Origin of the sequence: Brevibacillus sp. HB2.2 (assembly GCF_013284275.1) — a bacterium.
Lineage (GTDB): Bacteria > Bacillota > Bacilli > Brevibacillales > Brevibacillaceae > Brevibacillus > Brevibacillus brevis_D.
Map to the genome: position 1 here is coordinate 65,236 of NZ_JABSUV010000019.1, position 12,222 is coordinate 77,457.

Below are 12,222 nucleotides of genomic sequence, written 5' to 3' on the forward strand. Positions count from 1 at the left end.
CACACCTTTCTTGGAACTTATGCCTACATTTCTCTTGCGGGAATTCCCGAGACTTTTGTATCAGCTTGTACATGTTTTACAACAACGGCCCCCGCTCCCACCAAACTATTTCTACCAATCGTCATTCCCTGTATGACGGTAGCACCCGTACCTATATGTGCATCATCTTCTACTGTGACACTTCCTGATAATACCGCTCCGGGAGCGATGTGTACGTGCTTGCCTATCCTCGTGTCATGTTCAATGACGGATCGCGTATTGATAATTGAATTGCTGTCAATATGTGTACCAGGCTGGATAACTGCTCCTGCCATAACCTGCACTCCCTCTTCCAGAACCGCATGAGGTGAGACAATTGCGGATGGATGAATAACCTTGGAAAAGGAAAAGCCTTTCTCTTTCCAGAAAAGAAAAGCCTCGCGTTTTCTAGTGTTGTCCCCAATAGATCCTAATCCATTTACCAACAGTACATTCGACGGAGAGTAATTTTCTACCATCTGATCGTTCCCAATCCAAGGGATGCCAAAAATCATGGACTTAGGTTGAGGATCTGTATAACCTACCACTTCCGCGCCCTGAAATTGTAAAATCTCTATGACGACCTTGGCATGACCGCCGCCGCCCAATACGATTATTGGCATCATAGTTGTATCACGTCATCTTCTTCGTAATCCCGATCGGCCACTTTCCCAATCCACTCCCAGTACAACATGGGTGAAATTCCTGTCCCTGGGCGTTTAGAGGTTACATTTTCAATTGTAAACTTCTCACCTTGCTTAATTGTTTTTGCAGCGACCAAGCTTTTACGTGCAACAGATTTGTTTTTTTGTTCCACTGGAGTAGCAATCTTCATAGGCCTTCCTAAAGCCATTTCAACTTGGCGAATAGAATCAATCATCTGCTTTAATTCATCCGGCTCCAAGGACGCCATGTGATCGGGACCAGGTAAAGATCTATCAAGAGTAAAATGCTTTTCGATAACCTTGGCTCCACGGGCTACAGCCGCAATTGGAACAGAGATACCACGCGTATGATCCGAAAATCCTACACGTAATCCAAATGCAGCTGCTAGTGTATCCATCGCTCTTAAATTTACGTCCTCAAAAGGCGCGGGGTACTCTGTTGTACAATGAAGAAGCGTAACTTTTTCCCGTAACACTCGTTGTCCTTCCTCACTTGAATAAACCTCCATAAACCTAGAAAGAGAGGGTGCCTGTTTATCCGCAACATAACCATAGGAAAGGACAGCTAATGCTTGCTCAATTTCACCTAAGTTTGACATCCCTGTCGATAAGAATACAGGGAGATTTGACTGAGCGATCTTTAATAGTAAGGGAGCGTTAGTAATTTCACCAGAAGGAATTTTCAACTCATCAACTTGAATATCATGAGCAAGTAAATCCACACTACCTACATCAAATGGGGTGGATAGGAATTTAATATTATTATTTCGGCAGCAGCGAACCAGTTCTTCATGCATCTCTCGACTCAATTCCAGCTTTTTAACCATCTCGAGTTGAGTCTCTTCATTATCTGTTCTTTTCTTCTGATAATCAGCTTTTTGTGCATGCTTACTGATAATATGTTCTGCCTTAAATGTCTGGAATTTCACCGCATCGGCTCCTGCTTCTACGGCCCGATAAACTAATTCCTTCGCCATGTCCAATGACCCATTATGATTGACTCCTGCTTCTGCGATGATAAATGTTCTGAACATGACTACACCTCCAGAGAAAGGTCATAAAATCCTTTATTGAGTAATGATGAAAGATTCACTTCTTTAAGAAGCCCTTTTATCTTGCCAGATACTTCCTCTTCTCCATAGGGGGAGGTCATAAATGTAATATCTCTTTTAAATTCCGGAGAGAGCGCCTGTTTTATCGCATCGCAAATCGATTCTTTTGTCTCCATACAATTAATAACGGAGGAAGCTTGTATTCTTCCCTTTTGCCGATCTCCCATATTGACGGTCGGTTTTTTAAAGTACGGAACTTCAAGTATACCGCTAGAGGAATTTCCAATTACTACATCAACATGTTGTATGGCACTTAAATACCTCAGTTGGCCAAGCGACACAAAGGCTTTGCATGTGGAAGGACGTCTCTCAACGTACTCATCGATCATCCTGGAAATAAGACGCCCCTCCATATCTGCGTTTGGTTTCGTAAAAATACACGTCGCATTGGGAAACTCATCGAGCGCATGAAACAATTCATTCATTGCTTTCTCGGATTGGCCTTGGTTCAACGTTACCGGATGATAGGTCAAAAGAAAGCTTGGATCTCTTAATGGAAGCTGCACCGATTCCTCAAAAGATTTGCGGTCCATCAAATTTATCTTTCTGATATTATCCAGGCCAATTGCACCGACGGTATATACGCGGTCAGGTTGCTCTCCCATTTGGATGACTCGCCGTCTATATATTTCCGTTGAAACAAAGTGTAAATGAGACATCTTGGTCACGGAATGCCTGATTGCTTCGTCAATGACACCTTCTGTGGTCTCTCCACCATGTAAATGGGCAATCGGAATACGCGCTACCATTGCTGCCTGAGCAGCAGCTAAAATTTCAAATCGATCTCCTAAAACAACAATGATATCCGGCTTGAGTCTCTCAAAAGCCCCTGCAAAACCGATCACTCCCAATCCAACGGAGGTTGCAACCCCAACAGAAGTGTCACTTGAGAGAAGCATTTCTACTTTTTCATCTATAACAAAGCCATCTTGCTCAATTACCTTATACGTAAGCCCAAACTCTGGAGACAAATGCATCCCCGTAGCCACTATTTGGAGATGTAGATCGGGGTCATCCTGAATCTCACGCATTAACCAATAGAGAAGGCCGTATTCCGCTCGTGTTCCAGTTACGACACATATTTTACGATTCGACATACGCTGCCCCCAAATTTGAGCTACTTGGGATATTCACGATACTAGATTCCAATTTCAGAGCTACAGTCAGATCCATTCTAGGTGCCTGCTCATACATTGGAAGGCTACTCAGTAGACGCCATACTGGCCTCGTCATCAAACCATGCTCGTTAGTCAATCTCAAGATATCATCACGCAGGTGGCTCCATTCCGGCTTCAAACGGATCACATTGAGCCAATAGTTGCTGGTACAGAAGTTAGGCTCGGTTATAAAAGAAACTCCTTCCACATCCGAGAACTTATCTTGATAGACATGTGCCAAAGCTCTTTTTCGAGCTAGAAAAGTAGGCAGTTGCTCTAGTTGAGCACACCCCAGAGCAGCATTGATATTTGGCATCCGATAATTATAACCAATCTGGTCGTGGACAAACTCCCATGCATGTGGCTGTTTCGCTGTTGTTGTCAAATGCTTGGCCAATTGCCCCAACGACTCATCATTTGTTATGATTGCTCCTCCGCCACCCGTTGTCATGATTTTGTTCCCATTAAAACTAAGAGCAGAGACACGCCCCCAATTACCGGTATGGCGTCCTTTATAATACGAACCTAATGATTCCGCTGCATCTTCAATGAGTTCTAAATGATATCTCTCACAGATGTCTACCAGCTTATCCAATTCAACTGGATGCCCAAATGTATGCATAGGTACAACTGCTTTTATTCTTCGGCCCGTTTGCTTGTTATAGCATGCATGGTCACGAACGACTGCAATCTCCTGAAGGTACTCATCCAGCTTCACCGGGTCCAAGCCAAGTGTTTCTTCAGAGCTATCAACAAAATGAGGAATGGCACCACAGTAGGCAACAGCATTGGCGGTTGCAATAAAAGACAAGGCGGGAATCATTACCTCATCATCCCGCTCTACGCCTACGAGTTTTAGACATATATGCAGGGCAGCTGTACCGTTAACAACAGCAACGGCACGCTTTGCCCCCGTATACTCCTTAAGCATCTCTTCGAACTTGTCCACATATTTCCCAACTGACGAAACCCATCCTGTATCCAAACATTCTTTTACATAAACCCATTCATTTCCTTGAAAACTCGGCTCATGCAAGGCAATAAAATCTTTGTCAGGAGAAATAACTTCGTTTAATATTGAAACGATTTTTTCAGCTGAGATTGACGTCTTCATAGATTGTATATCCCCGCTTTGTACTGACTTAAATGAGACGGATTTAAAAACCATTTAATTGTTTCAGCCAGGCCTCTTTTAAATCCCTCAGTCCCACTATAGTCAGGTTCCCAGCCAAGTAATTCTTTTGCTTTCGAATTGTCCGCCCACAAACGCTCTACTTCACTTTTTTCCGGACGAAGGCGATTGTCCTCCGTTACTATCTCAATGTCTTGTCCCATCAATTCAGCGATAAATTCAGCAGTTTGTCCAATCGACACCTCATAATTGCTGCCTATATTGATCACTTCACCCACAGAACGATCCGATTGCGCCATCGAAATAAAGCCTCTTACTGTATCTTTTACGTAATTAAAGTCTCGTGTTGGATGAAGGGACCCCAGTTTGATAGTCTTTTGCCCAGCAGCTATTTGGGTAATAATCGTAGGAATCACGGCACGAGCAGATTGTCTTGGACCATACGTATTGAATGGGCGAATGATCGAAACCGGGAGACCAAATGAACTATAAAACGACAAAGCCATCTGATCGGCACCTATTTTACTGGCTGAATATGGTGATTGTCCTTGAAGTGGATGCTCTTCCGTTATGGGAACGAACTTTGCTGTGCCGTATACTTCACTGGTAGAGGTATGAATAACTTTTTCAACCTCCAACTCTCTCGCAGCCTGCATGATGTTTAAGGTACCTTTTATATTGGTATCTACATATGTATCCGGTGAATGGTAGGAGTATGGTATAGCGATCAGGGCAGCCAAATGCATAACGACATCGCAATTCTCCATGGCTTTCTTAACACCGTGAGGATCGCGAATATCCCCCGAGAAAATCTCTACTTGGGATACAATCTCCTGAGGAGAATGATCCAACCATCCCCAGGAGTTGAAAGAATTATAGTTGACAAACGCCCTCACATCGTACCCTTCCTGAACAAGCCGCTCTGTTAAATGCGACCCGATAAATCCGTCAGAGCCTGTGACCAATATTTTCTTCCCTTTAAGGTTCATCACAACTACCACCATTCTTATAAAACTATTTTTTCTCAGCGAAGATGCGGTCACTTGTTTCTTTCAAAAATTCTTTCATAGCGGCAAGATCATCCAAGCAGCTTTCCATGTACTTCGTAAACTGGTTTACAACTTTTTCTGCTTTATCAATAGGCTCCGTGTGATATCGTACTTCCTCGAACAACTTCATGACGATTGCAAATCCCAGACTGTTCATTCTTTGAATAACGAATATATTAAAGTGATTTTGCTGCAACCGATCAAATAGTTTATCGAATTTGTTAAATGCCTTTTCCAGCAGTAATATATTTTTGGTAGCAGTTAACGCTCTCATCTCATCTAATAGCTCTTCAAAACGCCTGAATATTTTCCCCAACTCTTGACATGACTCATTAAGATTGCGGTATTGCTGTCTAAGATAGGTTTCATCAATATCAAGGCTTTCTTCCAGTTTGTCTACCCATGCCTTATGAATGACCCCATGTCCTCTCAATTGGTTGGAGATCAAGTCCTCGAGCGGCATGAATGTAGTTCCCTCAATGTGAGCTCCACCCTTTGTTGCGTTCCATACCGTAATTGGTTGAATAGAAGAAATAAACTCCTCCATCTCCAATCTCATTTCATTATGGCCACGACTGCTCAATATCATGTTCCCGTAAACATCCTTAACGGAAGAAGCGGTCTCTTTTTGTTCTTCAGTCGTCTTCGGATCAATGTAGGAAATTCCGGAAGCATAATAATCTTCCCCACGATATCCAAAATTTTGCCCCACCAGAATAATCGGTGAGCACCCAATCTGATGTAATACGCTCATCGTAACATTCGAAATGGTTCTTAATCGTTCCGCTTCCAACAGTTGTTCTTCGCTTTTTGACTTTATTAACATATCTACAATAGAGTCATTCCGAACAAAAAAGTGAACGAGTTTACCCGGGTATTTCTCTACTGTCTCAAAGCCAATCGTCGATCCAAAGATCAATGGGATGTCCGTAATGTTTGAATCAATAATTTTCTCAAAAACCTTGGCATTCATGACACTACCATCATAAGAGAAGGCTGCATCCGGATAAATTCCATTTGAAATTAACGAGTTAATGGCAGAACCCACTGAAAATATATAAGCTAAGCCCTCTTCCTTGATTTTTCTTAAATTTTCATACTCGTCATTTAAAGAAGGACCGGCTGCTACAATGATTGCAGGTTTATCTCTAAATAATTCATTGTGTCCATGTAAAATGTTTGGCGTCTCTAACATGTAAGGGAGATTCTTGAGTCCATTGATTGCTTCCCTTTTTGAAAAAATCAAACGAGTGGAGATGATTTCTTTATTTTCATAAATGGACTCCCGAAATACTTCAACAAACTTTCGGGTCGATTCGGGATAAATCCGATCATAGCTATTCAGTATGACAATCTTAACTTCCTTATCTAAAAAATGAGTGAACTTGCGAAGATTTCCCTTTAAGTCATCGCTAGTTGTTTCTGTCATCACATTTACTAATTGTTTGCCTGGGTGCCATTTGTTTAAATCGAAAACGGATAAAAACTTTGTGAGAATAGAATGATTTGGCTCATAAATCGAAAAGCTAAGGGAAGGATGAAGCTTTAATAATTCTTGAATATGATAACCTAAGCCAACCCCATAAAACAAAACATGCTGATTGGGGTCAAGGTCCTGAAGCGAACTGACAAATCTCTCCGCTTCCCCTAACGGATCATATTTACTGTGGATATAGTTCCACCCCGATTCAACATGAACTGCAACTGTACTTACCTGCTTCCTTGTCTCCTCAAGACGTACCAGTGAGTCATTGGCTTTTTTGTCGGTTATCTGCTGCCATACTTGGGGAAAGTACGTTTTCAGTAACTGTATATTTTCAGTTAATATCAAAAGTCTTCCCTCCATCTATTGCTGATAATGCTTCGATTGCCTTTTCAAAACGAGGGATGATTTCAAATTGAATAATATCACCGATTTGACCATTGTCTTGTTGGGATACGGCTAGCTCAAGATTACGAACCTCTTCCCCGCAGTCCAAAAATGCCTGGCTATCTGTAAATTCGGCCACCTTACTAATCCATTCAATACTCTCAATCAATTTACCAAAATCCTGCCATGCTCTTTCTGAAGGACTGTCATAAAAATCTTGATAAAGAGTCTCTAATAACGGCAAGGAGTTTTGCAAATACTCTTTTACAGAATGCAATGTCTCCCGTCTCCATTGTTCTTGTGTCAGGAGAATCGCTTCAATTGTTTCGATAGTTTCTCCTCTATCTGCAACGAGTTGAGCTAAATCATCATAAAATTCTTCTCTATTGACCTCAAATCCGCAAAATACCAGTGAATGGTCTCTAATCGCTTGATCAACAATATTTAAAACCGTTTCAATCATTACAGAATTATTTTCTATGATATATTCTTGTCCAGCCGCAATCAGTTTCATGATTTGCACCTCCGTATTGTTCATTACTAGTATCGGCTAATCAATTTCCCCCGTTTATATGATAAACATGGAAATAAAAAAAAGCATGGGCATCCTTACGGATTTCCATGCTTTTTTATTCATTCTCTGATTAACGGAGAAGTTGCAGAACACCTTGTGGCAATTGGTTAGCTTGAGCCAGCATAGCTTGGGAAGCTTGAGTCAAGATGTTGTTCTTCGTGAACGCCATTTGCTCTTTCGCCATATCTACATCGCGGATACGGGATTCAGCTGCAGTCAGGTTTTCAGAAGTAATGTTCAGGTTGTTGATAGTGTTTTCCAAACGGTTTTGGTTCGCACCCAAGTAGGAACGAGCAGCAGATACTTTGTTAATTACTGCATCAATGCTACCCAGTACTTTGGAAGCTTCACCTGCATTAGTAAGTTTCCAGTTCCCAACAGCAGTATTAACTGCAGCGATAGAGAATTTATCTTTTGCCAAAGTCAATTTTTGACCTGCTTCTTGACCGATTTGGATATCAACAGATTTGGTACCATTCAACAAAGTAATTCCGTTGAATTTAGTGTTGTCTTTAATGTTAGTAACCTCTTTGGTCAGTTCTTTCAGCTCTTCATCCAAACGAGCACGGTCAGCAGAGTCATCGTAAGTTCCGTTAGCGGATTGTGTAGCCAGTTCTTTGATACGAACGAGCATGTTGTTCACAGTTTGCAGTGCACCCTCAGCTACTTGGATCAGGGAGATACCGTCTTGGGAGTTGCGGGAAGCTTGCTCCATACCACGGATTTGTGCACGCATACGCTCAGAGATGGAGAGACCTGCAGCATCGTCAGCAGCACGGTTGATGCGGTAGCCGGAAGACAATTTCTCAACGTTTTTAGACAGGTTGCCACCGTTTACACCCAGTTGACGGTGAGTATTCATAGCAGACATATTGTGTTGGATAATCATGTACAATTCCTCCTTGAGTTTGACAGTCACGTCCCTGTGACTGTTGGTTAATAGGTAGGACTTGCTGCAACCGCGCGCTTGCAGCTTGCCCTCACAATATTTATATCGGAAGTCTCCTTGATTCGTTTTAGTACTTTTTACTCTCTTTTTAATTTTTTTTCTCGAAATCTTATGAGCATAGCTAGAAACACCGATTTATATAAGAGCAGTGCAAAAAAGGAGGACTCAACATGTCTCAATCCGGTTCCATCATCCTCATCCCTGCCTATATGGATCAGTTTCAATGTATTGGTTCTTCCTGCGAAGATACCTGTTGCTCTGGATGGAGCGTAACCATAGACAAAGCAACCTACAAAAAGTATAAAAAAGTAAAAGAGCCTGCACTCGCAAAAAAGTTAGATAAAGTTGTAACGAGAAACAGGAGTAATCCAACAGATAACAACTATGCGAAAATGGCCATGACCGAGTGTAAAAGCTGCCCTATGCTCTCGGACGATCACCTTTGCGAGATCCAATTAAAAATAGGGGAAGACAACTTGTCAACAACGTGTGCTTCATACCCTCGTATAACCAATACCGTAAACAGCAACTATGAAATGTCAGCGAACCTATCCTGTCCTGAGGCTGCAAGACTGGCTTTACTTAACCCGAATCCAATGGAATTTTTCGAAATAAAGCTGGAAAAAAACCATAAACATCTATTCTTCTCACAGCTTGAACCTAATAACTATACCAATAAACAAATAGTATCTTACTTTTGGGACTTGCGTATTTTTTCCATTGGACTAATCCAAAACCGAAGTTACGATATTACGGACCGGCTTTTAATTTTGGGGTTGTTTTATCAAAATTTACAGGACATCGTTGCAGCTGGAAACACAACTGAAACCCCTCAGTTGATCGAAAACTACAGAAAACTTATTGAAGCAGGCACATTACGCCAATCCCTAGTACAAATTCCTGTTGAGGCATCTGCGCAAATTCGTTTATTAAAAGAAATAATCGATGTTCGTATTCATGCAGGAGGCGCCAGCAGTCGCTATCTTAACAGCTTTGAAACATTCTTGGCAGGAATAAATTATACGGATACGGATGACATTGAAACAATTGCCTCACGATATCAGCATGCACACGATATGTACTATAAACCTTTCATGGAAGAACATTTTTATATTCTAGAAAACTATTTAGTTAATCATATTTATAAAAATCTCTTTCCCTTCTACGGAAACAACTTCAGTCTCATGGACAATTATGTTCTGCTAGCTCTTCATTACAGTTTGATCAAGATGCATTTGATCGGGATCGCTGGCTTCCATAAATCTGATTTCAATTTAAATCATATCCTTACTTTGATTCAATCTTTAGCAAAAACAATTGAGCATAACCCAAGATATCTTCAATTCGCCTTCGATTATCTAAAGAAAAAAGATTTCACGTCTATCGCCGGAATGGCGATATTCCTAAAAAACTAGACAAAAAAGAGTTGTCGAAAACACATTCGACAACTCTTTTTGCAATTATACAAGCATCTTGTCACTCTAATCGTGTTATTACTGTTTATCACTTTCATGATCATTCTTTAGAAAAAGCTGCTTCACCGCTACCCAATCTCTTTGATTCTGCGTCGCTAGTCGATTTTCTTCTTGAATCGCATCAAAAATTTCTTTCCGATACACTTCCAGATTACGCGGTGCATCGATGCCTATTTTAACCTGATCTCCATCAACTGCGATAATCTTGATTTCGATGGTGTCTCCTATCATGATCGATTCATTTTTCTTTCGAGAAAGGACCAGCATATAAACACCACCTACTTTTGATCGACAGCTTGTTGTTTAAACAACGGCTGACGAATAGAATATGTATCTTCCTGCAGAATCACTTGTCTACCCATACGATTGCTCAGATTCACCACGATTGGGGCCTTTAAGTTCACTGTTGCCTCATTGTTTCCACGAAGCGTAACAATCGTGAACACCCCTAACTGGGATTCTTCGTCTACATGCAGGGCATTTTTGGCTACATCTGAAAGCTCAAATTTGTACTCGGGGAAAAAAGAAAAAGGATCGATTACCCAAAAGCCTACTTCCTTCTCTTCCGTAGACTGAATGATAAAAAAAGGACTTTCCTCTTCCTGTAACAGTTGAAAAAATTGCAAATGGGAAAACCCAGGGATGCCATCCTCAAAAAATAGCTTGCCCAATTCAACCTGTTGACTCATGTTCATGTTTTCCCCTCACTCACATCATTTGATCCAGTTGACCGCCTACCACATCTATTTTCAGACTATTATATTGTATCATATACGGCTCTACCTTGCCCGGCGTATAGGACAACTCAGGTGCTCGCAAGACTGGATCCATACGCATCCCGTTACGCTGTACATCTATAACAACCGGCTTGAATTCCGCGCTTATATTTACACCATCATCTGTCGAGGCTGCTGGGGGGGTATAGCCTCCCTCCAGCACGCGCAATCCTTTTTCTTGACCAATTGCAGCAATTGCGTTTTCCTTCGTATAGATCCGCATGAGACGATCGCCCTCTTGACTTTTCTCTGCAATCGCCTGCATAGCCTTTTGTTTGCCATAAGCAGCACTACTATCGCTAAACTGCATCGAAGTCATAATGCCAATATTAGCACGGGCCTGACTAGAATCGATCTGCAATATCGTACGGGCTTGTTCTATCGAAAGTGTAGCAGGAGTCTGGTGTAAATTCATTTCTGCTTTTGGCTGCTTAATTTCTTGAATAGGCTTATTTATGTTTAATCCTAGCTGAGCAAACGTGCTTTCCATTCGAATTTTGGGAATTTGCATTGGCTATTCACCCTCATCTTTCCCTAGCGAAGGAAATCCAACAAAGTTGGCTGAATAATACGGGCACCTGAACCTAAAGCTGCGTTGTGGACACTTTCCTGTGTTTTTAAATCAGTCATGACTTTCGCCATATCCGCATCTTCATTTTTTGACATTAGTCCAGTAATATTAACGTCTTGACCCTTTAAACGCTCGGCAATAAGGTCAACACGGTTTACACTTGCTCCAAGAGAAGCCCGCTCGGCCAATAATTTATCGTACTGCTGATCAATTCCCGTGATAAATTGCGCGGCACTTCTACCATTCCCCAACTCAGTAATAATATTATCTAGCACCTTAAACATATTGTTCGCATTGTTAGGATAGTTAAATAAGTTTTGTGCGTTAATGTTTGAAGTCACAAAAACATTCTGGCTCACTTCCAAATTAATTGGAGAGCTGTTTGTACTTACGAAGTCACCTTTCCCCCCATTTGCAGCGGGATCATAAGGAGCTATGTTTGTATCTGTACCAGCAAAGATATACTTACCATTAATTTGCTGATTGGCTAGTGTACCTAAGTGAGTTTTCAATTCCTTAACTTCTGAGGCCATTGTGTTCAGGTCAGCGGGTGAAATGGCGCCATCACCGGAATAAACAAGAAGCTCTTTGATCCGCTTTAAAACACTTCCAACTTCATCCATCGTACCATCTGTCATATCCATCCAGGATTGTGCTTCGTCAACGTTTCTTATATATTGATCATTCTCCATCAATGAAGAACGATAAAACATCCCCCGTGCTGCCACTACCGGATCATCAGATGGTTTAGCGATTTTGCTTCCAGATGAAAGCTGGTGCTGAAGATTATCCATAGTGCGCATGGAATTATGCAAATTCCGTAGCATATTACTATTTAACATGTTCTGCGTTACACGTACCGCCATGATTTAAT

13 protein-coding genes are annotated in these 12,222 nt (G+C 41.5%); 1 reads left to right on the plus strand and 12 read right to left on the minus strand.

The window, feature by feature from the left end; translation table 11 throughout:
* Nucleotides 1-23: 23 nt before the first annotated feature.
* The 8 genes from HP401_RS15395 to HP401_RS15430 all read right to left on the minus strand — a co-directional run bounded on the left by HP401_RS15395 (nt 24) and on the right by HP401_RS15430 (nt 8,466).
* Nucleotides 24-644 (minus strand): acetyltransferase, encoded by a 621-nt coding sequence (locus tag HP401_RS15395; RefSeq protein ID WP_173605620.1) that lies wholly within the window; start codon nt 642-644, stop codon nt 24-26.
* Nucleotides 641-1,717, minus strand: coding sequence for an N-acetylneuraminate synthase (gene neuB / locus HP401_RS15400; RefSeq protein WP_173605621.1), 1,077 nt, complete (start codon nt 1,715-1,717; stop codon nt 641-643). The genes HP401_RS15395 and neuB overlap by 4 nt, the downstream gene beginning before the upstream one ends.
* 2 nt (nt 1,718-1,719) lie before the next feature.
* Entirely contained in the window at nt 1,720-2,892 is a 1,173-nt protein-coding gene (neuC, locus tag HP401_RS15405) for a UDP-N-acetylglucosamine 2-epimerase (protein ID WP_173605622.1), read from the minus strand.
* A complete protein-coding gene (locus tag HP401_RS15410; RefSeq protein WP_173605623.1) occupies nt 2,879-4,066 on the minus strand; it encodes a LegC family aminotransferase in 1,188 nt (395 codons plus the stop codon). Before HP401_RS15410 ends, neuC begins: the two co-directional genes overlap by 14 nt.
* On the minus strand, nt 4,063-5,073 hold the full coding sequence (locus tag HP401_RS15415; protein WP_173605624.1) for an NAD-dependent 4,6-dehydratase LegB: 1,011 nt from the start codon (nt 5,071-5,073) through the stop codon (nt 4,063-4,065). Before HP401_RS15415 ends, HP401_RS15410 begins: the two co-directional genes overlap by 4 nt.
* Before the next feature lie 25 nt (nt 5,074-5,098).
* Nucleotides 5,099-6,964, minus strand: coding sequence for a motility associated factor glycosyltransferase family protein (locus tag HP401_RS15420; protein ID WP_173605625.1), 1,866 nt, complete (start codon nt 6,962-6,964; stop codon nt 5,099-5,101).
* Nucleotides 6,951-7,517: a hypothetical protein gene (locus HP401_RS15425; RefSeq protein ID WP_173605626.1), complete on the minus strand. Its 567-nt coding sequence runs from the start codon at nt 7,515-7,517 to the stop codon at nt 6,951-6,953. The genes HP401_RS15420 and HP401_RS15425 overlap by 14 nt, the downstream gene beginning before the upstream one ends.
* A gap of 130 nt (nt 7,518-7,647) precedes the next feature.
* The gene (locus HP401_RS15430; RefSeq protein WP_173605627.1) at nt 7,648-8,466 is read right to left on the minus strand and encodes a flagellin N-terminal helical domain-containing protein; all 819 of its coding nucleotides are present in this window, start codon (nt 8,464-8,466) and stop codon (nt 7,648-7,650) included.
* Nucleotides 8,467-8,696: 230 nt separating this feature from the next.
* Here HP401_RS15430 and fliB point away from each other — a divergent pair, with 230 nt between their 5' ends.
* Entirely contained in the window at nt 8,697-9,941 is a 1,245-nt protein-coding gene (gene fliB / locus HP401_RS15435) for a flagellin lysine-N-methylase (RefSeq protein WP_173605628.1), read from the plus strand.
* Nucleotides 9,942-10,019: 78 nt separating this feature from the next.
* On the opposite strand, the gene csrA is transcribed toward fliB, so the two are convergent.
* From csrA to flgL, 4 genes are read right to left on the minus strand one after another with little or no spacing between them, the layout of a single operon-like run.
* Nucleotides 10,020-10,268 carry a carbon storage regulator CsrA gene (gene csrA / locus HP401_RS15440; RefSeq protein WP_173605629.1) on the minus strand — a complete coding sequence of 83 codons (249 nt, stop codon included), beginning with the start codon at nt 10,266-10,268 and terminating at the stop codon, nt 10,020-10,022.
* Nucleotides 10,269-10,279: 11 nt separating this feature from the next.
* Entirely contained in the window at nt 10,280-10,690 is a 411-nt protein-coding gene (fliW, locus tag HP401_RS15445) for a flagellar assembly protein FliW (protein ID WP_309145131.1), read from the minus strand.
* A gap of 19 nt (nt 10,691-10,709) precedes the next feature.
* The gene (locus HP401_RS15450) at nt 10,710-11,288 is read right to left on the minus strand and encodes a DUF6470 family protein (RefSeq protein ID WP_173605631.1); all 579 of its coding nucleotides are present in this window, start codon (nt 11,286-11,288) and stop codon (nt 10,710-10,712) included.
* Nucleotides 11,289-11,311: 23 nt separating this feature from the next.
* On the minus strand, nt 11,312-12,214 hold the full coding sequence (flgL, locus tag HP401_RS15455; protein ID WP_173605632.1) for a flagellar hook-associated protein FlgL: 903 nt from the start codon (nt 12,212-12,214) through the stop codon (nt 11,312-11,314).
* Nucleotides 12,215-12,222: the final 8 nt, after the last annotated feature.